Annotated in this window: 22 protein-coding genes and 1 pseudogene; 14 read left to right on the top strand and 9 right to left on the bottom strand. The window is 68.5% G+C overall.

The genetic code is table 11. The features are described from left to right. Position 1: 1 nt before the first annotated feature. The 3 genes and pseudogenes from acnD to MMF98_RS06835 all read right to left on the bottom strand — a co-directional run bounded on the left by acnD (position 2) and on the right by MMF98_RS06835 (position 3,783). Positions 2-2,596: a Fe/S-dependent 2-methylisocitrate dehydratase AcnD gene (acnD, locus tag MMF98_RS06845; RefSeq protein WP_243305490.1), complete on the bottom strand. Its 2,595-nt coding sequence runs from the start codon at positions 2,594-2,596 to the stop codon at positions 2-4. Between the two features lie 5 nt (positions 2,597-2,601). Further along, positions 2,602-2,743 (bottom strand): annotated as a pseudogene (locus MMF98_RS06840) (citrate/2-methylcitrate synthase); the annotation flags it as partial. 65 nt (positions 2,744-2,808) lie between these two features. Next, positions 2,809-3,783: a Bug family tripartite tricarboxylate transporter substrate binding protein gene (locus MMF98_RS06835; RefSeq protein ID WP_243305489.1), complete on the bottom strand. Its 975-nt coding sequence runs from the start codon at positions 3,781-3,783 to the stop codon at positions 2,809-2,811. A gap of 235 nt (positions 3,784-4,018) precedes the next feature. Between MMF98_RS06835 and MMF98_RS06830 the strand changes: the two genes are divergently transcribed. Then, positions 4,019-4,375, top strand: a complete 357-nt coding sequence (locus tag MMF98_RS06830; protein ID WP_243305488.1) for a helix-turn-helix domain-containing protein — start codon at positions 4,019-4,021, stop codon at positions 4,373-4,375. Beyond that, positions 4,365-5,603: a type II toxin-antitoxin system HipA family toxin gene (locus MMF98_RS06825; RefSeq protein ID WP_243305487.1), complete on the top strand. Its 1,239-nt coding sequence runs from the start codon at positions 4,365-4,367 to the stop codon at positions 5,601-5,603. Before MMF98_RS06830 ends, MMF98_RS06825 begins: the two co-directional genes overlap by 11 nt. Positions 5,604-5,621: 18 nt before the next feature. Here MMF98_RS06825 and MMF98_RS06820 read toward each other — a convergent pair whose 3' ends face one another. Beyond that, positions 5,622-5,966 carry an antibiotic biosynthesis monooxygenase family protein gene (locus MMF98_RS06820; protein WP_243305486.1) on the bottom strand — a complete coding sequence of 115 codons (345 nt, stop codon included), beginning with the start codon at positions 5,964-5,966 and terminating at the stop codon, positions 5,622-5,624. A gap of 22 nt (positions 5,967-5,988) precedes the next feature. After that, a complete protein-coding gene (locus MMF98_RS06815) occupies positions 5,989-7,074 on the bottom strand; it encodes a cytochrome P450 (RefSeq protein WP_243305485.1) in 1,086 nt (361 codons plus the stop codon). Positions 7,075-7,267: 193 nt separating this feature from the next. Between MMF98_RS06815 and MMF98_RS06810 the strand changes: the two genes are divergently transcribed. The 7 genes from MMF98_RS06810 (at position 7,268) to MMF98_RS06780 (ending at position 14,282) form a co-directional block, all read left to right on the top strand. Continuing rightward, positions 7,268-8,179, top strand: coding sequence for a DMT family transporter (locus MMF98_RS06810; RefSeq protein WP_243305484.1), 912 nt, complete (start codon positions 7,268-7,270; stop codon positions 8,177-8,179). Between the two features lie 25 nt (positions 8,180-8,204). Beyond that, positions 8,205-8,906, top strand: coding sequence for an ArsR/SmtB family transcription factor (locus MMF98_RS06805; RefSeq protein ID WP_243305483.1), 702 nt, complete (start codon positions 8,205-8,207; stop codon positions 8,904-8,906). A gap of 116 nt (positions 8,907-9,022) precedes the next feature. Further along, positions 9,023-10,408, top strand: coding sequence for an MFS transporter (locus MMF98_RS06800; protein WP_243305482.1), 1,386 nt, complete (start codon positions 9,023-9,025; stop codon positions 10,406-10,408). 86 nt (positions 10,409-10,494) lie between these two features. Beyond that, positions 10,495-10,833, top strand: a complete 339-nt coding sequence (locus tag MMF98_RS06795) for a YnfA family protein (RefSeq protein ID WP_243305481.1) — start codon at positions 10,495-10,497, stop codon at positions 10,831-10,833. A gap of 771 nt (positions 10,834-11,604) precedes the next feature. After that, a complete protein-coding gene (locus tag MMF98_RS06790; protein ID WP_341481288.1) occupies positions 11,605-12,399 on the top strand; it encodes an alpha/beta hydrolase in 795 nt (264 codons plus the stop codon). Between the two features lie 537 nt (positions 12,400-12,936). Beyond that, positions 12,937-13,563: a hypothetical protein gene (locus MMF98_RS06785; RefSeq protein WP_243305480.1), complete on the top strand. Its 627-nt coding sequence runs from the start codon at positions 12,937-12,939 to the stop codon at positions 13,561-13,563. Positions 13,564-13,739: 176 nt separating this feature from the next. After that, positions 13,740-14,282, top strand: a complete 543-nt coding sequence (locus tag MMF98_RS06780) for a P-loop nucleotide/nucleoside kinase family protein (RefSeq protein ID WP_243305479.1) — start codon at positions 13,740-13,742, stop codon at positions 14,280-14,282. Between the two features lie 3 nt (positions 14,283-14,285). On the opposite strand, the gene MMF98_RS06775 is transcribed toward MMF98_RS06780, so the two are convergent. Both MMF98_RS06775 and MMF98_RS06770 read right to left on the bottom strand, forming a co-directional pair. After that, positions 14,286-15,263, bottom strand: a complete 978-nt coding sequence (locus MMF98_RS06775) for a Bug family tripartite tricarboxylate transporter substrate binding protein (protein ID WP_243305478.1) — start codon at positions 15,261-15,263, stop codon at positions 14,286-14,288. Positions 15,264-15,347: 84 nt separating this feature from the next. Continuing rightward, on the bottom strand, positions 15,348-16,568 hold the full coding sequence (locus tag MMF98_RS06770; RefSeq protein ID WP_243305477.1) for a pyridoxal-phosphate-dependent aminotransferase family protein: 1,221 nt from the start codon (positions 16,566-16,568) through the stop codon (positions 15,348-15,350). 113 nt (positions 16,569-16,681) lie between these two features. On the opposite strand from MMF98_RS06770, the gene MMF98_RS06765 reads away from it, so the two are divergent. The 5 genes from MMF98_RS06765 (at position 16,682) to MMF98_RS06745 (ending at position 22,240) form a co-directional block, all read left to right on the top strand. Further along, the gene (locus MMF98_RS06765; protein WP_243305476.1) at positions 16,682-17,371 is read left to right on the top strand and encodes a GntR family transcriptional regulator; all 690 of its coding nucleotides are present in this window, start codon (positions 16,682-16,684) and stop codon (positions 17,369-17,371) included. Between the two features lie 20 nt (positions 17,372-17,391). After that, positions 17,392-20,463 (top strand): FAD-binding and (Fe-S)-binding domain-containing protein, encoded by a 3,072-nt coding sequence (locus tag MMF98_RS06760; protein WP_243305475.1) that lies wholly within the window; start codon positions 17,392-17,394, stop codon positions 20,461-20,463. A gap of 28 nt (positions 20,464-20,491) precedes the next feature. Next, positions 20,492-20,938, top strand: coding sequence for a GNAT family N-acetyltransferase (locus MMF98_RS06755; protein WP_243305474.1), 447 nt, complete (start codon positions 20,492-20,494; stop codon positions 20,936-20,938). 91 nt (positions 20,939-21,029) lie between these two features. Then, positions 21,030-21,860 carry a hypothetical protein gene (locus MMF98_RS06750; protein ID WP_243305473.1) on the top strand — a complete coding sequence of 277 codons (831 nt, stop codon included), beginning with the start codon at positions 21,030-21,032 and terminating at the stop codon, positions 21,858-21,860. Beyond that, positions 21,857-22,240: a hypothetical protein gene (locus MMF98_RS06745; protein ID WP_243305472.1), complete on the top strand. Its 384-nt coding sequence runs from the start codon at positions 21,857-21,859 to the stop codon at positions 22,238-22,240. The genes MMF98_RS06750 and MMF98_RS06745 overlap by 4 nt, the downstream gene beginning before the upstream one ends. 24 nt (positions 22,241-22,264) lie before the next feature. Here MMF98_RS06745 and MMF98_RS06740 read toward each other — a convergent pair whose 3' ends face one another. Beyond that, positions 22,265-23,989: a caspase family protein gene (locus MMF98_RS06740; protein WP_243305471.1), complete on the bottom strand. Its 1,725-nt coding sequence runs from the start codon at positions 23,987-23,989 to the stop codon at positions 22,265-22,267. A gap of 8 nt (positions 23,990-23,997) precedes the next feature. Beyond that, positions 23,998-25,794 carry a caspase family protein gene (locus MMF98_RS06735; RefSeq protein WP_243305470.1) on the bottom strand — a complete coding sequence of 599 codons (1,797 nt, stop codon included), beginning with the start codon at positions 25,792-25,794 and terminating at the stop codon, positions 23,998-24,000. Positions 25,795-25,861: the final 67 nt, after the last annotated feature.

The raw sequence follows: 25,861 nt of genomic DNA, 5'->3' as shown, positions 1-25,861 counted from the left end.
GTCAGGCGGCCTTGTTTGATTCGAGAAAATCCTGCGCGAAGCGCTGCAGCACGCCGCCGGCTTCGTAGATGGAGACTTCCTCCGCGGTGTCCAGGCGGCAGGTGACGGGCACCGCGAGCTGCTGGCCGTCGCGGCAGTGGATGCGCAGCGTGAGGTCGGCGCGCGGCGTGCGCTCGCCGAGCACGTCGTAGGTTTCGGTGCCGTCAAGGGCCAGGGTCTTGCGGTCGACGCCGGGCTTGAACTGCAGCGGCAGCACGCCCATGCCGATCAGGTTGGTGCGGTGGATGCGCTCGAAGCCCTCGGCCACGATCGCCTCCACACCCGCCAGCCGCACGCCCTTGGCCGCCCAGTCGCGCGACGAGCCCTGGCCGTAGTCGGCGCCGGCGATGATGATCAGCGGCTGCTTGCGCGCCATGTAGGTCTCGATGGCCTCCCACATGCGCACGACCCGGCCTTCGGGCTCGATGCGCGCGAGCGAGCCCTTCTTCACCTGGCCGTCGACCACGGCCATTTCGTTGACCAGCTGCGGGTTGGCGAAGGTGGCGCGCTGGGCCGTCAGGTGGTCGCCGCGGTGCGTGGCATAGGAGTTGAAGTCTTCCTCCGGCAGGCCCATCCGGTGCAGGTACTCGCCGGCGGCGCTGTCCGGCAGGATCGCGTTCGAGGGCGACAGGTGGTCGGTCGTGATGTTGTCGGGCAGCACGGCCAGCGGGCGCAGGCCCCTGAGCGTGCGCTCGCCGGCCAGCGCGCCCTCCCAGTACGGCGGGCGACGGATGTAGGTGCTCTGCGGGCGCCACGCGTACAGCGGGCTGACCGGCTCGCCCGCATCGGCGCGAAGGGTGAACATCGGGTCGTAGACGCGGCGGAAGTGCTCGGGCTTCACGCTGCGCGCGACGATGGCGTCGATCTCCTCGTCAGAGGGCCAGAGGTCCTGGAGCCGGACCGGCTGGCCATTGGCGTCGGTGCCCAGCACGTCCTTCTCGATGTCGAAGCGGATGGTGCCGGCGATCGCGTAGGCGATGACCAGCGGCGGCGAGGCCAGGAAGGCCTGCCTGGCATAGGGGTGGATGCGCCCGTCGAAATTGCGGTTGCCCGACAGCACGGCGGTGGCGTACAGGTCGCGCTCGATGATCTCCTGCTGGATCGCGGGGGCTAGCGCGCCGCTCATGCCGTTGCAGGTGGTGCAGGCGAAGGCCACGATGCCGAAGCCCAGCTTCTCGAGTTCCGGCAGCAGCCCGGCCTCTTCCAGGTACAGCTGCACGGCCTTGGAGCCGGGCGCCAGCGAGCTCTTGACCCAGGGCTTGCGGGTCAGCCCGCGGGCATTGGCGTTGCGCGCCAGCAGCCCGGCGGCGATCACGTTGCGCGGGTTCGAGGTGTTGGTGCAGCTCGTGATGGCGGCGATGATGACGGCGCCGTCGGGCATCCGGCCAGGCTCCTGTTGCCAGGCTCCCGCGATCCCTCGGGCGGCCAGCTCGCTGGTCGCCACGCGGGCGTGGGGGTTGGAAGGCCCCGCCATGCTGCGCACCACGGACGAGAGGTCGAACTGCAGCGTGCGCTCGTACTCGGCACCAGCCAGCGCATCGGCCCACAGGCCCGCCTGCCGGGCATAGGTCTCCACCAGCGCGACCTGTTCCGGCGCGCGGCCCGTGAGCCGCAGGTAGGCCAGGGTCTGGTCGTCGATAAAGAACATCGCGGCCGTGGCGCCGTACTCGGGCGCCATGTTGGAGATGGTGGCGCGGTCGCCCAGCGTGAGGCTGGCCGCGCCTTCGCCGCGGAACTCCAGGTAGGCGCCGACCACCTTGGCCCGGCGCAGGAACTCGGTGAGCGCCAGCACGATGTCGGTGGCCGTGATGCCGGGCCGGGCCCGGCCTGACAGCGTCACGCCCACGATTTCCGGCAGCCGCATCCAGGAGGCGCGCCCCAGCATCACGTTCTCGGCCTCCAGCCCGCCGACGCCGACGGCGATCACGCCCAGGGCATCGACGTGCGGCGTGTGGCTGTCCGTGCCCACCAGCGTGTCGGGGAAGGCCACGCCGTCCTGCGCGTGGATCACCGGACTCATCCGCTCCAGGTTGATCTGGTGCATGATGCCGTTCCCCGGCGGAATGACCTCCATGTTCTTGAAGGCCTGCTGGGTCCAGTCGATGAAGTGGAAGCGGTCCTCGTTGCGCCGGTCCTCGATGGCACGGTTCTTCGCGAACGCATCGGGGTCGAAACCGCCGCACTCCACCGCCAGCGAGTGGTCGACGATGAGCTGCACCGGCACCACCGGATTCACCTGGGCCGGGTCGCCGCCCTGGCTCGCAATCGCATCGCGCAGCCCGGCCAGGTCCACCAGCGCGGTCTGGCCCAGGATGTCGTGGCAGACCACGCGCGCCGGAAACCATGGAAAGTCATGCTCGCGCCTGCCTTCGACGATCTGCGTCAGGCTTTGCTGCAGGATGGCCGGGTCGCAGCGGCGCACCAGGTTCTCGGCATGGACGCGGGAGGTATAGGGCAGCGTGGCCCAGGCGCCGGGCTGCAGTTCCTCGACCGCCGCGCGGGCATCGAAATAATCCAGCGCCGTGCCGGGCAGGTTCTTGCGGTATCGGGTGTTCATCGGTCTCAGGTGCGTGCCTCGATGGGAACGAAGGTCTGATCTTCCGGCCCGACGTAGGTGGCGCTGGGGCGGATGATCTTGTTGTCGATGCGCTGCTCGATGATATGCGCAGCCCAGCCGCTGGTGCGCGATGACGAACAGCGGGATGAGCGTATAGACCGGGTGGCCGAAGCCGACCACGCAGGCCGGCTCGGCGCGGGCCGGCCCCAGCGTCACTCGGCCCGGATGCCGGCGTCGCGGATGACCTTGCCGTAGCGCACGATCTCCGCCTGGATCAGCGCGCCGAACTGCTCGGGCGTGCCGCCAGCCGCGCCCACGCCGGTGGGCTCCAGCCGGTCTTCCATGTCCTTGGCCTTGAGCACGGCATTGAGGTCGGCGTTGAGCCGGGCCAGCACGGCCGGCGGCAGGCCCTTGGGCGCCACCAGGCCATGCCAGGCCACCACGTCGTAGTCGGGCAAGCCACTTTCGGCCACGGAAGGGATGTCGGGATAGGCCGGCAGCCGCTTGGCCGTGCCCACGGCCAGCGCGCGCAGCTTGCCGGACTTGACGTGCTGCATCATGCCTTCCGTGCCGCCGAAGAGCATGTCCACATTGCCAGCCAGCAGGTCGTTGATGGCCGGGCCCGTGCCCTTGTACGGGATGTGGGTGGCCTTCACCTTGGCCATGTCGAGCAGGTACTCGGTCACCACGTGCAGGTGGCCGCCGGGCCCGCTGGAGGCGAAGGTGAGCTTGCCCGGGTCCTTGCGCGCCAGGGCGAGCAACTCCTGCAGGGTCTTGACCGGCAGCTTGGCATTGACGCACAGCACGTAGGCCCCGCGCGAGAGCTGGATCACCGGCGTGATGTCGGCCACCGGGTCGAAGCTGAGCTTGTACAGCGCCGGGTTCACCGTGTAGCTGCCGGCCACCAGCAGCAGCGTGTAGCCATCAGGCGCGGCCTTCACGCCGAGCTCGGAACCCAGCGTGCCGCCGGCGCCGGGCCGGTTCTCCACCACCACCGGCTGGCCGAGGCGCTCGGCCAGCCGCGTCGCGGCCACGCGGGCGATGAAGTCCGACCCGCCGCCCGGTGCGAACGGGCAGATGATGCGAACCGGTTTGCTCGGGTAGGCCGCCTGGGCCCGGCTGGACAGCGGGCCGGCCAGGCTGCCGAGCGCGAGGGCGTGGGTGAAGGTTCTGCGGTCGAGGGTCATGGGTGTGTCTCTGGGTCTGTTGTGGTTGACGGACCATGCGCTGCGCGCGGCCCCAGGGCATTGCACCTCAGTCCGCCGGGCTTGTCCTCGGGATTTACGTGGAGAGGGCTCACGCAGGGACTTCAGAGGCAGATGATCTTGTTGCGCAGATCGCTCGCGATGCGGCCGCCTCGTTGACAATTTCCATTTAAAGTCAATAAAATAACTTTTATCCTGCTTAATAGGCAAATTATTGATGACAAGAAGCTCCTCCTCGCTCGCCGGCGCCCCCCCCGAGTCCCTGCGCATGCTCGCCGGGCTGGGCCAGCGCCTGCGCGCGCACCGGCTGCAGCAGGTGCAGACGATCGAGGAGATGGCGGCCCGGCTGTTCTGCTCGCCCACCACCTACCGGGCGCTCGAAGCGGGCAAGCCGGGCACCAGCATGGGCATCCTGGCCCACGCACTGTGGCTGCTCGGCCAGCTCGACACGCTGGACAACGTGGCGCCCCTGACGACGGGTTTCGCCGCCGGCGTGGCCGCCGGCAAGCGCGTGCGCCGGCGCACGGGCCAGGCAGCGCCCGGCACCATTTCGGAGCCCGAGCGTGATTTCTGAACGCCGTCTCTATGTCGGCTTGGCGTCACACAGCGACGCCGCGGTCACACCGGCCGGGCTGCTCAAGCTGGCGCGCCAGGGCGTCATGGAGTCGGGTGAATTCGCCTACGGCCGGCACTACCTGCAAGACGGGAGCGCGCAGGCGCTCAACCCTGGCTACCTGCCCTTGCAGGAGGCGGTCTTCTCCCTGCCCGGGCGCCGCCTGCGCGATGGCGGCGCGCTGCCGCTGACGTTTCGCGATGCCCTGCCCGATGCCTGGGGACGCCGCGTGCTGGAGGCCCAGCACGGCCGGGAACTGTCCGACCCGGACGTGCTGCTGCTGACGAACGAGGACCGCATCGGCGCCATGGTGTTCGCCGAAGGCCTGCCGATCGAGCCGCAGGCCCCGGCAACGGAGCTGTTCGAGCTGCAGGCGCTGGCCGAGGCGGCCCGGCAACTGGAGGCCGGCAAGGAGCCCGACCGGGCCATGAAGCGCCTGCTGCAAGGCGGCGGCAGCCTGGGCGGCGCGCGGCCCAAGGCCAGCTTCGTCCATGAGGGCCGGCGCTGCATCGCCAAATTTCCCTCGCGCGGCGATGAGCATCCGGTGGAAATCCTGGAGGCGGCCACGCTGGGCCTGGCCATGCAATGCGGCATCGAGGTGCCGCCGTTCTTCCTGCAGCCGCTGCGCCGCGGCCAGGCGCTGGTGCTGCGCCGCTTCGACCGCGAAGGCCCCATCGACGCGGAACGCCGCCACCACTACCTGTCGGCCGCCGCCGTGCTGAATGTGCGCTACGAAAGCAGCGACGGCAGCTATGTCGAGCTGGCGCAGGCCATCCGGCAGTGGTGCGCCGCCCCCCTGCCCGACCTGCGGCAGCTGTACCGGCGCATGGTCTTCAACCTGGTGGCCGACAACAGCGACGACCACGTCAAGAACCACGGCGTGCTGCTGCAGGCCAACGGCCGCTACCGGCTGGCGCCCGCGTTCGACCTGGTGATGCAGCTCACCAACCTGGGCTACCAGGCACTGGCCATTCTTCCCGGCCGGCTGGAGGCGCACCTGGACCTGGCGCGCGAGGCAGCCCCGCAGTTCGGCCTGCCCGCGGCCGAAGCCGAGGCGATCATCGAGCAGGTCTCGGACACGGTTCACCTGCAGGCAGCCCTGATGCTGCAGGCCCATGGCGCGGACGCGGCGCTCATCAGCCACGTGCGGGCCTGCCTGGACAAGCAGGCCCGGCTGATCGGGCTTTGAGCCCAGTCAGGCCCGCGCTCAGCCGTGCGCGGCCCGCGAATCGGCCGGCGCCTGCTCGCGCTCGTTCAGGCCATAGTCGCGGATCACCTCGGCAATGCGCAGGCGGTACTCCTTGAACATGGTGGCGCGCCCGGCCGCCTGCGCCGCGCGGTGCGCTTCCAGATTGCGCCAGGCCGTGAGACAGGACTCGTCGCGCCAGAACTGCAGCGACAGCAGCTTGTCCGGCTCGGTCAGGCTCTGGAAGCGCTCGATGGAAATGAAGCCGTCCATCTTCAGCAGCTCGTTCTTGAGCTGCGCGGCCCAGTCGAGGTAGCCCTCGCGATGCGCCGGATGCGGCCAGACTTCAAAGATCACGGACACCATGGCATGGACTCCTTGTTTCCATTCAATCGACAGAAAAAACCGGGATGCGCACGTTGGACAGCGGCCGGTAGCCCGTGCAACGCCCGAAAAATGAATCAAAACCGCCGGAGGTCCAGTCCAGCTGGACGCAGGACGCTACGATTTCGATAGCAATCGCCTCCCCCGGGCAAGCATGCGCCGCCGCGCCGAAGGTGAAGCTGCGGCGGTGGGCGCGCTGCGCCTCGAAGCGTTCGGGCTGCGGGTTCAGCGCTTCATCGCGGTTGGCGCTGGCCACCACCAGCAGCACGCCCTCGCCCTGGCGCAGCGGCTGGCCGGCCAGCACCGTGTCCTGCGCCGCGTAGCGCCGAGTGTTCTGCACCGGCGCATCCCAGCGCGCCACCTCGGCCACCAGAAGCCGGGCCTGGTCCATCGATGCCGCGAGCGTTTCGCCCAGGCCGGGCTGCTGGCGCAGCAGGCAGGCGGTGTTGCCCAGCAGGCCCGCCGTCGCGTCCAGCGACTGCTGCATCAGGGCCACCCGGTTGGCCGCCTGCACGCGATCCAGGCCCAGAGCCTGGCCCTGCGCCATCAGGTGCTGCGCGGCCGCAACGCCCTGCGCCACCGCTTCGGCGGACGCCCCCGGCGCGATGCCGCGCGTGAAGTCGTGCACCCACTGCACGGTCAGGCCCTGCTGTGCCGTGGGCACGCCCAGCAGCCTGGCCATCACGGCGACCGGCAGCGCCGTGAGAAAGTCGTTCACGTCCAGCGCCTCGCGCAAGGCCGGCACCGCCGCGCGGCTGGCCTCGTGCACCTGCGGCAGGCTCCAGCGCGCTGCCGCGGCAGCCACCGCAGGCCGGTGCTGCGCATGGAAGGCGCCGTCGTTCATGCGCACCAGCAGCGCGAAGACCTCGCGCGCCGCCGTGCCCGCCAGCGCGCGGGGCACGGGCTCCTGCGGCGGCCGCACGCGCAGGGCCGGGTGGGCGAAGGCCTCGGCCACCACCTCGGCGCGGCTGGCGATCCACAGGCGGTTGTGCGTGTCGAAGTGCAGCGGCGGCTGCCGGCGCAGTTGCTGGTAGAACGGGTACGGGTCGGGGTGCGTGACCGCGTCGAGTGCATGAAGAGGGGCAGGCATGGACTGAAGTGTGTCGAGGCCGCCCCGCGTTGTCGAGCATCAACGGTTTGGCCTTGGACAAACCATGCCTGCATGCGCCTCTCGGATTCCATGGTTTGGCCCAGGCCAAAGCATTGCTGCTCGACAGCCCGCCGCCGCGGCGCTACCGTCACGGCATGCTCTGCACCTCTGCCATGCCCTGCGCGCTCCTGCCATGACTTCCTCGCCTGCCCATCGCAGCGGCCACGCGATCGAGCTGGCCTGGCTGGCCGTGCTCGCCACGCTCTGGGGCGGCTCCTACACGCTGATCAAGCTCGGCGTGGCCACCATCCCGCCCCTCACCCTGATCGCGGGGCGCACTCTGGTGGCCGGCGGCCTGCTGCTGCTCATCCTGCGCTGGCGCGGCATGGCGCTGCCCCGCGACGGCGCGACCTGGCGCCGCTTCCTGTTCCAGGCCTGCCTCAACAGTGTGGTCCCCTTCACGCTGATCGCCTGGGCCGAGCAGTCGGTCGACGCCGGGCTGGCCACGATCCTGAACTCCACCTCGCCGGTGTTCGCCTTCCTGCTCACCCAGGCCTTCACGCCGGTGCCGCCGACGCGCCGGCAACTGGCGGGCGTGGCCGCCGGCCTCGCGGGCATCTGCCTGATCGTCGGCCCGCAGGCGTTCGACGGGCTGGGGCGGCAGCTTGCGGCGCAACTGGCCATCGTCGCCGCCACGGTCTGCTTCGCGGGCGCCGCCGTTTTCGGGCGCAACTTCCAGGCGCTGGACCCGATGATGCCGGCCACCGGATCGCTGCTGTGCGGCGCGGCGATCCTGGTGCCGCTCAGCCTGTGCTTCGAGCGGCCCTGGACGCTGACGCCCTCGGCCGGCTCCGTGTTCGCGCTGCTGGGGCTCGCCGTGTTTTGCACCGCCCTCGCCTTTGTGCTGTATTTCCGCCTGGTGCGCACACTGGGCCCGGTCGGCGTCACGGCGCAGGCCTACCTGCGCGTGCCAATCGGCGTGCTGATCGGCGCGCTGTTCCTCGGCGAAAGCCTGACGCCCGGCGTCTGGGCCGGGCTGGCCTGCGTGGTCGCCGGCGTGGCGGCCATGGCCGCGCCGGCGCGGCGGGTGCGGGCGCCTCGCTGAAACCCTTCGCCACTATCATCCCGCCATGAACGCAGCCCCCGACCTGTCACGCCTGGCCGCCGCCGTGGGCGATGCCCGGCGCATCCAGATGCTGGCGCTGCTGATGGAGGGCCGGGCGCTCACGGCCAAGGAGCTCGCCTTGGGCGCGGGCATCGAACCGGCCACGGCCACGGCCCATCTGCGCCGGCTGCTCGACGACGGCCTGCTGGCCGTCGCCTCGCAGGGCCGCCACAAGTACTTCCGCTTCGCCAGCGACCAGGTGGCTCAACTCGTCGAGACCATGATGCGGGTGGCGCCGCGCGTGCGCGAGGCCCCGGCCGCCGCGCGCACCGACGACCCGATGCGCCGCGCGCGCTACTGCTATGACCACCTGGCCGGCAGCCTGGGCACCGGGCTGCTGGCACTGCTGCTCAAGCGGCAATGGCTGCAGGACGACCCGGCAGCCACGCTGCGGCAGCTCGAACTCACCCCGCGCGGCACCCGGGCGCTGGCCGCGCTGGGCATCGACGTCGAGGCGGCGCGGGCGCGCCGGCGCCAGTTCGCCTGCCGCTGCCTCGACTGGTCGGAACGGCGCGACCACCTGGGCGGCTCGCTGGGGGCGGCGCTGGCCGAGCACGCCGCGGCCGAACGCTGGATCGAGCGGCGCAAGCACAGCCGCGCGGTGAGCGTCACGCCGCAGGGCGAGCAGGCTTTCGCGCAGCTCGGGCTGCGCCTGCCCGATTCCTGAGCGCGCTACAGCCCTGCGCACCACGGCCTACAATGCCAGCCATCCCGGGGCCACGCGACAGCGGCCCCTCCTCCCACGGCCTCCAGGCCGTTTTTCATTGGCGCAGCACGGCTCAGATGCAGGTTCAGGATGGTTTGCCCGCGACCCAGCGCCTGCGCGCACTGGGGGTGATCGTTCTGGGCATCGCGGTGTCGGTGCTTGACGGCACCATCGTCAACCTGGCGCTGCCCGGCATCACACGCGACCTGCAGGCCAGCGCCGCGACCTCGATCTGGGTCATCAACGCCTACCAGATCGCCACGCTGGCGCTGCTGCTGCCGCTGGCCACGCTGGGCGACATCGTCGGCTACCGCCGGGTCTACCTGACCGGCATGGCGCTGTTCACCCTGGCCTCGCTGGGCTGCGCGCTGTCCACTTCGCTGCCGATGCTGGCCGCCACGCGCGCGCTGCAGGGGCTGGGCGCGGCTGGGCTCATGAGCGTGAACGCCGCGCTGGTGCGCCAGATCTATCCCAAGCGGCTGCTGGGCCGCGGCATCGCGATCAACTCGATGGTGGTGGCGGCGTCCTCGGTGGCCGGCCCGTCGATCGCGGCGGCCATTCTCTCGGTGGCGTCCTGGCCCTGGCTGTTCATCATCAACCTGCCGCTGGGCCTGCTGGTGCTGGCGCTGGGTTCCCGCGCCCTGCCCCGCAATCCGGTGGCCGCGCCCGGCCGCGTGCGCTGGTCGCCGGTGGACATCGTGCTCAACGCGCTGATGTTCGGGCTGATCTTCCTCGGCGCCGACACCCTGGGCACGCATGGCGGCGGTATGCCCTGGCTGGCTCTGGCCGAACTTGCGGCGGGCGTGGCGGCGGGCGTGGTGTATGTGCGGCGCCAGTGGAACGAGGCGGTGCCGCTGTTCCCGCTGGACCTGCTGCGCATCCCGGTGTTCGCGCTGTCGATGTGCACCTCGGTCAGCGCCTTCTGCGCCCAGATCCTGGCATTGGCGGGCCTGCCTTTCCTGCTGCTGGACAGCTATGGCCGCACTCATGTGCAGGCCGGCCTGCTGCTCACGGCCTGGCCGCTGGGCATCGTGGCGATGGCGCCGCTGGCGGGCCGCCTCATCGGCCGCTACCCGGGCGGCCTGCTCGGCGGCATCGGCCTGGGGACGATGGCCGCCGGCCTGCTGTTGCTGGCCACGCTGCCCACGCAGCCGGGCAATGCCGACATCGTCTGGCGCATGGCGCTGTGCGGCCTGGGCTTCGGCATGTTCCAGTCACCCAACAACCACACCATCATCACCTCGGCGCCGAGCCACCGCAGCGGCGGTGCCAGCGGCATGCTGGGCACCGCGCGCCTGACCGGCCAGACCCTGGGCGCCGTGCTGCTGGCCACCATCTTCAGCATCTACAGCCCGAGCGACGGCCAGGGTCCGGTGATCGCCTTGTTCCTGGCCGCCGGCTTCGCCGCGGTGGCCGGGCTGTTCAGTGCGCTACGCATCCGGGAGCAGGTGGCGGCGCGCTGAGCGGGGTGCACCGCATCGGCACCAGTCCGCCAGAGGCTCCGAGTCGGCAGACCATTCTTCATGGCTCGTGGCGCAGAATGGCGGCCATGGATGTTTTCAAGACTCTCGGGCTCTTCATCGTGACCGCGCTCGCGGAAATCGTTGGCTGTTATCTGCCGTACCTCTATTTGAAAGAGGGCAAATCAGCCTGGCTGCTCGTCCCGGCCGCGCTGAGCCTGGCGCTCTTTGCGTGGATGCTGTCCCTTCACCCCACAGCCGCAGGCCGCGTGTACGCTGCCTACGGAGGCGTCTACATCGGGGTGGCCATCGTATGGTTATGGGCCGTGGACAAGGTCACGCCTTCGGCCAGCGACTGGGTGGGTGTCACCGTCTGCTTCATTGGCATGGCCATCATCATGTTTGGTCCGCGCGAGGCGAACGGCTGACCTGCCTTGTACGGCCGTAGCGACGTGGCCTGTCCGTCTTCATCGCCGGATATCCAGCGATTGCTCCGCATCATGAGGGCCTCGAAACACGCCAGCGCGCAAGTTCATCTTCTACAGGCCAAAAGAAAAATCATGTCAACAAGCATGGCTGACGTATGGCTGTATTGGAGCACCGGGGCGCTTCCCATATCGCGCGAGATATTCATATTCGGCACGAACCAGCTAGCGTCGAACGCAGGCGGCGTCTGCACCTGCCACGTAGAGTTGCGTGAGTGGCGGACCAGATCATCCTGGAGTTAACCAGTTCTCCAGATGCGGTCGCAGGTGGCGGCACAACAGAAGCCAAGAAAAAAATACCGGTGCGAGTCCGATGAGTGAGATCAGTACAACCGAGGGCATGGGCTACAGGATGCATTCAGGCGGACACAAGGCTGTTGACAAGATGTCCATCCACCAAGCCTGGGCCAGGCACTGGGCGTGTCCCGGCTTCAAAGCCCTCCTAAGCTTCCGGCCAAGGTAGACAGACTTGGCCGACGAAGGGCGTGCGGGTCGATACGCTTGGTGTGACGGCAAGCGACGACTCGCCGCGAACGTCTCCAGACACCCCCGTTTTTCCGAACACCGGAAATACTTTAAAAATAAATACTTGACACTTAAATTATTTAAACTAGTATTACCTCACCCTTGAAAGATTTGGGTGCGGCTTTCAAAGGCGTTCCTCCATCGCACTTTCGTGTTTCAGCGCGCATATGCGCGCAGTAGGAGTCTCAAATGTCTATGTTCAAGTCCTCCAAGTTCGTTTCCATCGCCATGAGCGCAGCCCTGCTTGCCACAGGCGGTGGCGCGGCGGCCGCAACGCCTGCCAATGCGGCCAAGCCGAGCATCGTCCTCGTGCATGGAGGGTTCGTTGACGGGTCGGGTTGGGAAGGCGTCTACAAGATCCTGAAAAAGGATGGCTACGAGGTGACCATCGTCCAGAACCCGACGATTTCGCTGGCCGACGACGTGGCCGTCACCAAGCGTGCGATTGCGGCGCAGCCCGGGCCCGTCGTCCTGGTCGGGCATTCCTATGGGGGCGTCGTGATCACCGAGGCAGGGAATCACGACAAGGTCGCGGGCCTGGTCTACATCGCCGCGTTCGCTCCCGACAAGGGCGAATCCGTCAACACGCTGATCAAGGACCCGCAACCCGGCGCGCCGGTGCCCCCCATCCTGCCTCCGCAAGATGGCTTCCTGCTGCTGGACAAGGCAAAGTTTGCCGCCTCGTTCGCCGCCGACGTGAACAGTGACACCGCGGCGTTCATGGCCAACTCGCAAGTGCCCTGGGGTGTCGATGCACTGGGTGGCGCGGTCTCTGATCCGGCATGGAAGTCAAAGCCGAGCTGGTACCTGGTCGCTGCCGACGACAAGATGATCCCGCCGCCCGCGCAACGCCTCATGTCCAAGCGCGCCGGCGCCACCGTCGTGGAAACCGGGGGCAGCCACGCGGTCTACGTATCGAAACCGCAAGCCGTCGCCGAGTTGATCGAACAGGCTGCCTCGAACGCGAAGGTCGCAGCCAAATAGGCGACAGTGCGAACGCTGCCCTCCCGAGCGATCGGGAGGGCAGCGTTTGCGTCGGTGGACAAAGGCCGCATTCAATTTCTTCAAATGCTCCGCCGCCGAGTGAGCACCCCAGGCCGCAGCGGATGCCAACGCCCCAAGCATCCCTTGGCTGACCGTTCTTCGCGGGAGGACGGATTGAGAATGAGCATCGAAGGCCGCAGCGGGTCGGCGCAACAATGAAGTCTTCGGCACCTAATCTAACCAAGCGGATGTCGAAGATGGATCGGGCATCGTCAGCGGCAGCGGCCCCTGGCATGATCGGAAACAGCCGTCTTCGGCGCGCCCTACTAACTCACAGTCCCGGCTAGGAGGCGTTGCCGGCCAGAGCCCGCTTCAGCCACACCAACAACTTGGCTGGCCGTCCAGTTGCATGCTCAAATGTTGCGCAGCGCCGGGGCAGTGATGGCGCAGCCCCTTCCCCCTGATCCTCATATTGTTCTGCCAGGTCGCACGATGCACATATCGCTTATTGGGACGTATCACGAGGAGTGCGGCGCCGTGACTGCTTCGGCGCTTCTTGAAATTCTTGAGCGCATTCAGCCCGAGGTCGTCTTCGCGGAGATTCCGCGAACGCATATTGATGCGTGGAGGGACGGCTCCCACGAAACGGTAGAGTCGATCGCTATCGCGCGCTACGCCGACACCCACTCGTTCGACACAGTCGCGGTCGACTCGCCAAAGCCAGATGACTCCTTCTTCCAAGGTTGGAAGGAGGTAAGTCGCGCCATCGAGCGCACGAGTCCTGAGTTTCGTCGCCTGATGGACCTCGAAACGGACCGGGCGCGCCAAGGAGGGTTTACCTACCTCAACAGTGACGAGTGCATCCAGGCATGGGCTGACATCTATCGTGAGATGCTGGGAACAATCGAGTACATCGGTAATTCGCGCTTACGCAAAATCTACGCACAAGCGCGAGACTTGATGGAACGGCGCGATCTGGAGATGCTCGGGAACATTCGTGCGTACTGCGCCTCCACGGCTCGCACCTGCGGTGTGTTCCTTGTGGGTACTGCACACCGCAAGTCGCTCATTGAGAAGCTCCACGCAGCCGGTAAGGCCGCAGGCCCTCGCATAGAGTGGGACGTGGGCGGGTCGGTCCATGCGCAATCCGCTGGGCAGCAGTAGGCGCTGCAGCCATCTGTTAGCATCTTCCCCATGATCTGCTCGTCGCCCAACACCCTGATTCGTGCCATTCAACGAATGGTGGGTTAGGACGCCGGCTGAGCAGCCATCACAACCCGCCCCACGAGGCGGGTTTTTTTGTGCCTGCCTCCAGGAGTTTTCACTTCAAGAAGAAGCAAATGCAATCGAGCGAACCCGCGCCGCATGCCGCCGCCGCAGCAACCGAACCGGCGGTGCTCCACATCGTCTGCGGCAAGATCGGCTCCGGCAAATCGACACTGGCCGCGCACCTGGCCACCGGGCCGCGCACCGTGCTCGTCAGCGAGGATGACTGGCTCTCGCGCCTGTACCCTGGCGAGATCCAGGCGCTGCCGGACTATGTGCGCTGCGCCGCCAGGCTGCGCAGCGCCATGGCCGGCCACCTGGAGGCGCTGCTTCGCGCTGGCGTGAGCGTGGTGCTCGACCTCCCCTCCAACACGCCGCAGAGCCGGCAGTGGGCCAGAGGTGTGTTCGAGAGTGCAGGCGCGTCCCACCAGTTGCACTTTCTCGATGTGCCCGACGGCATCTGCAAGGCACGCCTGCAGGCGCGCAACGCGTCGGGCCTGCATCCGTTCCAGACGACGGATGCCCAGTTCGACGAGATCACCCGCCACTTCACGCCCCCGCTGGCGCAGGAGGGCTTTCACGTCATCCGGCACGCGCCCGCCGAGCGCAAAGGCTAGCCCTCAGGCGTCGACCTTGACGTTGGCGTCCTTGATGACGCGGGCCCACTTCTGCTGCTCGCTGCGCATGAACTCACCAAAGCGCTCGGGCGTGCCGCCGCCGTCCTCGGCGCCGTACTGGTCGAATTTCTCGATCACATCGGGCATGGCCATGACCTTGTTCACGTCCTCGTTCATGCGGCGCGCCATGGCGGCGGGCAGCTTGCCGGGGCCGACCAGGCCGTACCAGGTGGTGGCGTCGAAGCCGGCGAAGCCCTGCTCGTCCATGGTCGGCACGTTGGGATGGCCCTTGGCGCGCTTGACGCGCGTCTGCGCCAGCGCGATGGCCTTGCCGCTTTTCACATGGGGCGTGGCCGAGGTCATGGTCTCGAAGCAGTAGTTGACCTGGCCGCCGATCAGGTCGGTCAGCGCCGGGCCCGAGCCCTTGTAGGGCACGTGCAGCGCGTCGATGCCGGCGCGCAGCTTGAACATCTCCAACGCCAGATGCTGGGCCGAGCCGCCGCCGGCCGAGGCGAAGCTGATCTTGCCGGGCTGGGCCTTGCACAGCGCCACCAGATCCTTCACCGTCCTGGCCGGCTGCTGCTCGTTGCAGATCAGCAGGTTGGGCGTCACGCCCACCAGCACGATGGGCACGAAGTCGCGCTCCACGTTGTAGCCCAGCCTGGGCACCAGGCTGGGCGCCAGCGCATGGCTGTTGATGTGCGCCATCAGCAGCGTGTGGCCGTCGCTGGGCTGCTTGGCCACGTAGTCGGCGGCGATCACGCCGGCCGCGCCGGCCTTGTTGTCGATCACGATCGACATCTTCCACATCTCGGTAAGCTTTTGCGCCACCACGCGGGCCAGCGCGTCGGTGCCGCCGCCGGGCGGAAAGCCGACGACGATGCGGATCGGTCCGCTGGGCAGGGTCTGGGCCCGGAGCATCGGGGCGGCCAGCGTGGCGGCGCTGGCCGTCGTTGCGGCGATGAAAGTTCTGCGTTGCACGGTTTGTCTCCTGTTTTTGAATAAAACCGCCCGGAGGTCCAGGCCAGGCGGTGACGGAACGCTACGAAATCAATAGCACCCGGCTCACGCCGCGCGGCGCAGGTCCAGGCTCGCCGGATGGCCGGCGAAGTAATCCATCGCCGCCTGCACGCCCGAGCCCGCGAGCTTCACGCCTGCCAGACGGAAGCCCATCTCGCAGCCGGCCAGCGCAGCCATCAGCGTGAGGTCGTTGCAGTCGCCCAGGTGGCCGATGCGGAACATGCGGCCCCGGACCTTACCCAGGCCTGTGCCCAGCGAGCAGTCGAAGCGCTCGTAGACGATCTTGCGCACGGCATCGGCGTCCACCCCCTCGGGCATCATCACGCCGGTGAGCACGGGTGAGTACAGCGCCGGGTCGGCGCACTGGATCTCCAGGCCCCAGGCCCGCACCGCCGCGCGCACGCCCTCGCCCCAGCGCCGGTGGCGCGCGAACACCGTGTCCAGCCCCTGGCTCAGCAGCATGTCGCAGGCCTCGTTCAGGCCGTACAACAGGTTGGTGTTGGGCGTGTAGGGCCAGTAGCCGGTCTGGTTCATCTCGATGATCTCGTCCCAGGCCCAGAACGCCTTGGGCAGGCGCGCCGTTCGGCTGGCTTCGAGGGCCTTGGGCGAAACGGCGTTGAAGCTGATGCCCGGCGGCAGCATCAGGCCCTTCTGCGAACCGCTCACGGTGACGTCCACGCCCCACTCGTCATGGCGGTAGTCGGCGGAGGCCAGGCCCGAGATGGTGTCCACCAGCAGCAGCGCGGGGTGCTTCGCGGCGTCGATGGCGCGGCGCACGGCGGCGATGTCGCTGGTCACGCCGGTGGAGGTTTCGTTGTGCACCACGCACACGGCCTTGATGGCGTGCTGCGTATCGGCCTTCAGGCGCTCTTCGATCATGCCGGCCTGCACGCCGTGGCGCCAGCCTTCGGCGCCGGGCAGGCCCAGGAACTCGGGCTTCAGGCCCAGGCGCGTGGCCATCCGGTTCCACAGCGAGGCGAAATGCCCCGTCTCGAACATCAGCACAGAGTCGCCCGGGCTCAGCGTGTTGGCGAGCGCGGCCTCCCAGGCCCCGGTGCCCGAGGCCGGATAGATCACGACCGGATGCCGGGTCTGGAAGATCTGGCGGATGCCTGCGAGCACCTTGAGGCCGAGCGCGCCGAACTCCGGGCCGCGGTGGTCGATGGTGGGCAGGCTCATCGCGCGCAGGATGCGGTCGGGCACCGGCGAGGGCCCCGGAATCTGCAGGAAATGGCGTCCCGTGGGATGGAAGTCGAGCGTCAGCATGTCAGGGTCCTTTCGTGAATTTTTGGAGATTTTTGCATACAAAATTCATTTGTCAAATTTTTTATCTCTGAAATTTGCATTTCTTTGAAGAAATTTTGAATACAATTCTCCGCATGAGTGCTGAAATCATTTCCATCCCACGTGCCGCCCTGCATGAGCAGGTGGCGCATCGCCTGCGCCAGATGCTGGTGGAAAACCGCATCGCGCCGGGTGCCAAGCTCAACGAGCGCGAGCTGTGCGAGGTGCTCGCGGTCTCGCGCACGCCGCTGCGCGAGGCGATCAAGATGCTGGCGGCCGAAGGCCTGGTGGAACTGCTGCCCAACCGCGGTGCGATCGCGGTGGAGCTGTCCGAGGCGGACGTGCGCAACACCTTCGAAGTCATGGCCGGGCTGGAAATGCAGTCGGGTGAACTCGCGGCGCAGCGCATCACGGAGGAAGAGCTGGCCGAGATCAAGGCCATGCATTTCGAGATGCTCGCGGCCTGGACGCGGCGCGACCTCTCCAACTACTACCGGCTCAATGCGCTGATCCACCGCGCGATCAACGCCGCCGCCAAGAACCCGGTGCTCACCGCCACCTACAACCAGGTCAATGCGCGGCTGCAGGCCCTGCGCTTTCGCTCCAACCAGGACGAAGGCAAATGGCGCGATGCGGTCCGCGAGCATGAACAGATGGTGGCTGCCCTGAGCGCGCACGACGGCGCCGCCATGCGCGCGGTGATGGCCTCGCACCTGGACAACAAGCTCAAGGCGGTGGTCGCGCAACTGCGCGCCTCGCACGACACGGCCCCCGCCCAGGCCTGACACCCCTCCCACCCCTGCCCATGAACGCCCCCCTCCCCCTGAAGATCGCGCGGGACACTGCCGACCGCGCCTACGACCGCGTCTCGCAAGCCAGCAACGAAGTCGCGGGCCGCCTGGCCGCGCGGCTGGCCGCCGAAACGCAGGGCGAAGTCCTGTTCTCGCCGGCCGACCGCGGCCGCTATGCCACCGATGCCTCGATCTACCAGGTGATGCCGGTCGGTGTGTTCGTGCCGCGCAGCGCCGACGAGGTGGCGACGGCGCTGGCCATCTGCCGCGATCTGCGGGTGCCGGTGATCGCCCGCGGCGGCGGCACCAGCCAGTGCGGGCAGACCGTGGGCGCGGGGCTGGTGATCGACCATGCCAAGCATGTGCGCCGGATCCTCGACCTGGACGCGGCCCGGCGCAGCGTGGAGGTGGAGCCCGGCATCGTGCTCGACCACCTGAACACCGCGCTGAAGCCGCATGGCCTGTGGTACCCCGTGGACGTATCCACCAGCGCACAGGCCACGCTGGGCGGCATGGCGGGCAACAACTCCTGCGGCAGCCGCTCCATCGCCTACGGCAACATGGTGCACAACGTGCTCGGCGCCACGGCCTGGTTGTCCGATGGCGGCCCGCACCGCTTCGGCCGCTATGACGACAGCAGCGGAACGGCGAGGCAGATCGGGGACTTCGTGCGCCAGCTCGCCGACGATCTGGCACCCGAGATCGAGCAGCGCTGGCCCAAGGTGCTGCGCCGCGTGGCGGGCTACAACCTCGACATCTTCCGCAACCAGAACGAGAAGCCCTACACGGCCGACGGCTCGGTCAACCTCGCCCACCTGCTGATCGGCAGCGAGGGCACGCTGGCGCTGACCCGCTCGCTCACGCTGCGCCTGGCCGAGCTGCCGCGCGCGAAGGTGCTGGGCGTGGTGAACTTCCCCACCTTCTACAAGGCCATGGACTCGGCGCAGCACATCGTCAAGATGGGCGGCGCCGCGCTCACCGCGGTCGAGCTGGTGGACCGCACCATGCTCGAGCTGGCGCTGCAGAACCCGGCCTTCGCGCCCACCATCCGCACCGCGCTGTCGCCCCGCATCAACGGCGGCAAGCCCGACGCGGTGCTGCTGGTGGAATTCTCCGGCGCCTCCAAGGCCGACATCACGCCCAAGATACGGCAGCTGGTCGAGCTGATGGGCGACCTCGGCCTGCCCGGCTCGGTGGTCGAGATGATCGACGACGCCCCGCAGAAGAACCTGTGGGAGGTACGCAAGGCCGGCCTCAACATCATGATGAGCCTCAAGGGCGACGGCAAGCCGGTGAGTTTCATCGAGGACTGCGCCGTGCCGCTGGAGCACCTGGCGGAATACACCGACGCGCTGACCCAGGTGTTCCGCAAGCACGGCAGCAAGGGCACCTGGTATGCCCACGCCTCCGTCGGCACGCTGCACGTGCGCCCCATCCTCGACATGCGGCGCGACGGCGCGCCCAAGATGCGCGCCATTGCCGAGGAAGCCGCGGCCCTGGTGCGAAAATACAAGGGCGCCTACAGCGGCGAGCATGGCGACGGCCTGTGCCGCGGCGAATGGATCGAGTGGCAGTTCGGGCCGAAGATCACGCAGGCCTTCGCCGAGATCAAGCAACGGCTCGACCCGATCAACCTGCTGAGCCCGCAGCGCATCGTCAACCCGCCGAAGATGGACGACACGCGGCTGATGCGCTTCCCGCCGAGCTACCGGGTGATCCCGCTGCAGACGGCGCTCGACTGGTCGGCCTGGAACGTTCAGAACGACCCGGCCACCGAAAAGACCACCGCCCCCGGCACCGGCGGCGACCCGGCCCAGGGCTTTGCCAAGGCCGTGGAGATGTGCAACAACAACGGCCATTGCCGCAAGTTCGACGCCGGCACCATGTGCCCGAGCTACCGCGTCACGCGTGACGAGAAGCACCTCACGCGCGGACGCGCCAACACGCTGCGCCAGGCGCTCAGCGGGCAGCTCGGCCCCGAGGCCTTCACCGGCGAGGCCGCCTACGAGGCCCTGGACCTGTGCGTGGGCTGCAAGGGCTGCAAGCGCGACTGCCCCACCGGCGTGGACATGGCGAAGATGAAGGTGGAGTTCCTGCACCACTACAAGGCGCGGCACGGCCACACGCTCAAGGACAGGCTGGTCGCCAGCCTGCCCGACTACGCTGGCCTGGCCAGCCGGCTGGCTCCGCTGCTGAACCTGCGCGACCGCCTGCCCGGCCTGGCCTGGACCAGCGAAAAGCTGCTGGGCTTCTCGGCCAGGCGCACGCTGCCACAGTGGCAGCGGCGAACCTTCTTCAATGCGCCGCCCAAGACCGCCACGCGCGACGAGCTGCTGGCCGCCGACAAGCCCGTGGTGCTGTTCGTGGACACCTTCAACGGCCATTTCGAGTCCGGCAACGCATTTTCGGCCTTGAAAGTGCTCGAGGTCGGCGGCTACACGTCATTTGTTGCTACAAAAAAAGTAGCAAACGGCAAGGCGCTGTGCTGCGGCCGCACCGACCTGTCCGGCGGCCGCGTCGACCAGGCCAGGGCCCGAGTGCGCGAACTGGTGGAGGCCCTGCTGCCCTTCGCCGAGAAAGGCATCGCCATCGTCGGGCTGGAGCCCTCCTGCCTGCTGACCCTGCGCGACGAGGCGCTGGCGATGGGCCTGGGCGAGGCGGCCCAGACGGTGGCCCGGCACGCGCTGCTGCTGGAGGAGTTTCTGGCGCGCGAGGCAGCCGCCGGCCGGCTGGAAACACTCAAGTCGCGGCTGCGGCCCGTGACGCAGCCCGTGCTGCTGCACGGCCACTGCCACCAGAAAGCCTTCGGCGCGGTCAGCCCGATCCTGGAGGTGCTCAAGCTCATTCCGGGCGCGCAGCCGGAACTGATCGAGTCCAGCTGCTGCGGCATGGCCGGCAGCTTCGGCTACGAGGCCAGCCACTACGAGGTGTCGATGCAGATGGCCGAGCTGAGCCTGCTGCCCGCGGTGCGCGCCCGGCCCGACGCGATCGTGGTGGCCGACGGCACCAGTTGCCGGCACCAGATCCGCGACGGCGCGCAGCGCGAAGCCATTCACGTGGCGCAGCTGCTGGCACGGCAGCTGTAGCCGGGCAGCCGTCCGTTACCATGCCGGCATGCCAAGAACGCTTGTCCGCCCCGCCCTCGCGTCCGATGAAGCGGCCTGGCGCCTGCTCTGGCGCGGCTACTGCGATTTCTACCAGGCCAGCATCAGCGAGGCCGTGACCGCCCACACCTGGGCGCGCATCTGCGACCCCACCTCGCCGGTGAAGTGCGCCGTGGCCGAAGCCGAGGGCCGGGTCTGTGGCTTCGCCAACTACGTGGTCCACGACAACACCTGGGAGACCCAGCCGGTCTGCTACCTGGAGGATCTGTTCGTCTCGCCCGCCGCACGCGGCAGCGGCGCGGGCAAGGCCCTGCTGCAGTGGCTCCAGGACGCCATGGCCCGCCAGGGCTGGGCCCGCCTGTACTGGGTCACGCACCGCGACAACGCCACGGCGCGCCGCCTGTACGACCAGTTCAGCCAGGCCGACCCCTTCGTGCGCTACGTGGTGCGGCGCTGAAGGCTGGCGCCACGGAAAGATCGCGCCAATTTCCTACAGAAGCGAGGCCCGCCGCAGCCTAGCATGGTCGGGTGCACTCCAGGAGCCGCTCTTGCTCTGTTTTCAGGCCACCGCCAGGATCGCCCTTCTTGCAGCCCTCTCGGCCGCGCTCTGCGGCGTGTGCCTGACGGCGAGCGCGCAAAGCGGCGGCGCGCTGCCGCAGATCACGGTCACTGCCAAGGCCAACCCCGATCCGGTGGAGAAGTCCTACCGGCGGATGATCCGCGGCATGGACTACTTCGAGGCGCACCGCGCGCTGGCGCCGGCCGCCGCGCTGCGCTTTCGGCTCTACCCGCGCGCCCGCGGCACGGACATGGCCGGCATCTCGCTCGACGTCGTCGGCACCACGGCGGACTTTCCCGTCGAGCTGGCAGCCGACAACACGTTCACCCTGGCACGCAACCAGAAGGCCTTGGACGAAAACGCGCAGGTCATCCCCGACCGCAAGGCCCGCAGCATGACCTGGCGCGCCGACATCCGCACGCCGGGCCTGCCGCCCGGCAGCCGGCGCCTGGGCGACCTGCGGCTGGAATGCCAGGTGGGCATGGAGGCCGGCCTGGTGTCGGACACCGACAGCTTCCTGGGCCGCCTGGCGAGCGCGGTGATGGACACGCCAGCCTATTGCAGCCGCAAGAACCCGCGCTACCTCTTCTTCGCGGACCGCCCGTTGTTCAGCGTGACGCTGGTCCACGGAGCGCGGCGGGAGGTGCTGCCCGTCGACAAGCTGTATGCCGGGGCAAGCGACGACCCCGCGCTGAAAAACGAACTGCCCTATTGCGACTGCGAGGCGCTGGTCGACCGGACCTACTTCGTGCCGCTGGAAGACGGCAGTTGGCCGGACGACACGCGGGTCGAATTCGAGTACATGGAGGGCGCGCCATGAGAGGCGGCACGGCGCGCCCGCGCACCGCCTGCGCCGCGGCAGTCGCGGCCTGCTGTTGCCTCTGGCTCGCCGGCTGCGCGGCGCCCTCGCCCGCCGCCGACGGCCGGCCCGAGCCGGTGTTCCGTGACCCGGCGATGTCGATGCAGGAGGCCAGCGGCCTGGTGCCACCCGGCACCACCAGGGCCGAAGTCCTGGCCGCCCTGGGCAGCGCCGGCATGATCCGCTTTGACAGCGGCTTCGAGGTCTGGGTCTATCCGGCGGCAGCGCGGCAGCGCGCGGCCGGCCAGGCGGAGTTCGTGGTGCTGTTCGATCCGGCCGGCATCGTCCGGAAAACGCGCCTGCGGCCGGCCACCCCGCAGCTTCCGCCGCTCGGCAGGTAAGTGCCACGCGGCGTCCGGTGGGCGCTACTGGGTATCGACAAGGCAGCCCGACGCCTCATGCCAGTAGAGCCGCCGGATCGGCTGCCACAGGCCTTTCGCGCCGCGCGCCACGGTCAGGCATGCGAGCTGGGTCGCCCCCTCGGGAACTGGCGCCTGCGCGGGGTTCTTCACACGGGCCGTCGTGACGCCGCAGGTCATGAGCCAGGTGGCCTGCGACACGTCGGAGCCGAAGAGCCGGCCCACGCCATCGGTCCGGGTGGTGGTGTAGGCCAGGCTGAACACCTTGCCCGGCGTGAGCGGGAAGGGCTGCCCCTGCACGCTGTCGATGCGCGTCACCTGCGACGCGGCCTTGCCGGAATAGCCCCGCGCGGAGGACGCCACGTCGAAATTGACGAGCCCGCCCAGCAAGGTGCTGCCCTCCGTGGTGCTCTGCCCGCCATCGACCACCTGCGACAGCGCGAAGACCTGCCCCGCGCGCGCGCATGTCTTGCTGAACGTCACGCGCAGGTCGGTCGCCGTGTGGTCGAACGACAGCTTCTCGCTGCCGCCGGGCACGGCAAAGAATGGATCGCTCGCCACGAAAGCCTTCACCGCCTCGAAGCCGGTGATGTTGACCTTGCGCTCGTTGTCGCCGGGCAGCCGGGCCAGGATGTCGCTCACGACCGCGACGTCGGCGGGGTGACGCCCCTTGGCCAGCGGGCCGAGCTTGAAGCTGGCGGCGACGCTGCCCGCGGCGGCGGCCTTCTGGTACCAGCCGTCGGCTTCGGCCTGGCTGGCGGCCTGGTCGCCCAGCGCGAGCATGGCCGCGACGTCGCCGTTCGCCGCGGCTTGCGCCAGATCGCTGGCCGGCTCGGCAGCGCGCGCGGGCGGCGCCGGCTGGGCGGGCGGCGCGGCGGTGGCGGGCGCGATCGCAACGGTGGCGGCTGGCTGGCCGGCCGCCGGCGCGAAGAAGTAGAAATTGCCGCGCGCCTCGTTGTAGATCGCGGGCCGCTGGTCATGGCCCACGGTGCGGGCCAGCGTCTCGACCGAATCCTGCACCTGGCGCACCACCTCCTCGATGCGCACGCCGGGCTGGCGCATGCGGGTGATGAACTCGCGCGTGAACACGCCGTTGGGGTTCCTGTCTCGGTCGTTCAGGCTGTCCAGCGCCTGCTGGCCGCGGCTGGCGGAATAGACCACCATCTGGCCCTTGGGCGGCTCCACGGCCGACAGGCCGCGCGTGCCGCCGATGCTTCGGCCGTTGGACTTGAGCGGGTTGTCTCGGCAGGCGTCCACCAGTACCAGGGTGAAGGCCGGTTTGGCCTCTGCCAGCTTGTCGGTCAGGTCGGCGAGGCCGTAGGCGGTCTTCTCGATCTCGCTCTCGCTCGCGGCCTCGATGTCCACCGGCAGCAGGTAGCTGCCCGAGCGCACCTGCACGCCGTGGCCCGCATAGAACACGACGACCTGGTCGCCGCCCTTGAGGCTGGCGGTGAAGGTTTCCACCGCCCGGACCATGGCGCGGTAGTTCACGTCCTTCGCCAATGTGACCTGGAAGCCGGCGCTCTTCAGCTCGCGCGCCATCGCCGTGGCGTCGTTGCCGGCCTTCTGCAGCTTCGTAACGTTCTGGTAGGCGTCGTTGCCGAGCACGAGCGCCATGCGCCGCGGCTGGCCCTGCGCCATGGCGCCCGCGGCAGCGAGCACCATGGCTGCGGCCAGCATGAATCGGGCGAGAAAGAGGATTGCGCGCGCGGTCGATACGGTGGAGGGCATGGTCGGGTTCAATTGAAATTGCCGGCCGATTCGTAGGTCTGCACGAAGCAGCCGGTGGATTCGCTCCAGACGTAGCGGGCCAGGAAGTACCGCGAACGCGCCTCGTCGTGACGGTACAGGCACAGCAGCGGCATGCCTTCCGCCACCGGGGCTTCGGCCGTGCAGGACATGCTGGCGGGGTAGTTGTATTGCCGCCGCGCAAAATCGTTGCGGCGCTTGAAATTCATGCCGAAGCGCTTGCCCGGCGTGAGCGGAAAGGGCTGGCCGTAGACGCTGTCGACCTGCGTCAGCTCTGTCACATAGCTGCTCAGCATGCCCGTGCTCGTCTTGTCCTCCAGCGGCAGCAGACCGCCGAGCAGGGACGTGCCCTGGCGCTTGAACTCCGTTCCTCCGTACCCGAGGTGGCGGTATTCGATCTGCGACAGCCTGCCGTTGCGCGTGCAGCCGACCTCGTGGGGCTGCGTTTCCAGCGTGTGATGGCCGAAGAATTGCATGTGGTCGCCGATCGGTGACTTGTATGAAAAGCTTGCCTTGCCGCTGCCCGCCGGCGCGTCGAAGAACGGATCGGCCTGCACGAGGCGGGCGACGGACTCCTTGCCGGCAGCGGACACCGTGCGGAGGTTCTCCACGGGCAGCGCCAGGATCTTCACCACGTCGCGGGCATAGTCCTCCGTGCCCAAGCGGTAGGAGTCGCTGGTCTTGAATTCGGCGACGACATTGCCTTCGGCCGCCGCCTTCATGTACCAGTTCTGCGCTTCGCGAGGATTCTTCGCGGCGCCGTTGCCGGCAGTGAGGCGGTCGCCCAGTTCCAGCATCGCGACCACGTCGCCGCCACTGGCGGCTTTCCTGAGTCCAGCCAGCGAGTCGGGCGATACCTCTGGTGCGGCCATGGAAGCGGGAACTGCGGTTGGAGCCTCCGGTCGGGCCATCGCCACCTGGACAGCCTGCGACTGGGGGGATTGCGGTTGCGTGCCGGCCGGCGCCACCACGGGCGCGAAGAAATAGAAGCTGCCGCGTGCCTCGTTGTAGATGGCCGGCCGCTGGTCGTGGTTGATTGTCCTGGCCAGCGTCTCCACCGAGTCCTGCACGTCGCGCACCATGTCCTCCACGCGCACACCCGGCTGGCGCATGCGGGCGATGAATTCGCGGGTGAACACGCCGTTGGGATTGGTGTCCTTGTCGCTCAGCCGGTCCAGCGCCTGCTGGCCGCGGCTGGCCGAATACACCACCATCTGGCCGCGCGGCGGCTCGATGGCGGCCAGCCCGCGCGTGCCGCCGACGCTGCGGCCGTTGTTGGTGCGCAGGGGGTTGTCGCGGCAGGCATCCACCACCACCAGCGTGAAGGCGGCCTTGGCATCGGCCAGCTTCTCGGTCAGGTCGTTCAGGCCGTAGGCGGTCTTCTCGATCTCGGCCTCGCTGGCGGCCTCGATGTCCACCGGCAGCAGGTAGCTGCCGGCGCGGATCTGCACGCCGTGGCCGGCGAAGAACACCACGACCTGATCGCCGCTGCGCACGCTCCCCGAAAAGGTCTCGACCGCCTTCACCATGGCGCGGTAGCCCAGGTCCTTCTGCAACACTACGTTGAAGCCGGCCGCCTTGAGCTCGCGGGCCATCGCCGAGGCATCGTTGCCGGCCTTCTGCAGCTTGCTGACATGCTGGTAGCCGTCATTGCCCATCACCAGCGCCATGCGGCGGGCGGGCTGGGATTGAGGCTGGGGCTGCGCCTGGGCATGCAGGAACAGGACCGACAGGACGCAGGCCAGCAGGACCCTGGCGGCCCGCACCAGGAACTTCTTTTCTCTCATGCCGAAACGCTTCCCCTCATGAACGAACGCGCGTGCGCGCGGGACCTCAGAGGATTATCAGCCACCC

The organism is Variovorax terrae (assembly GCF_022809125.1).
Taxonomy (GTDB): Bacteria; Pseudomonadota; Gammaproteobacteria; order Burkholderiales; family Burkholderiaceae_C; genus Variovorax_A; species Variovorax_A terrae.
Note: the sequence above shows the minus strand (reverse complement) of the source record. Positions and strands in the feature narration are given on the sequence as shown.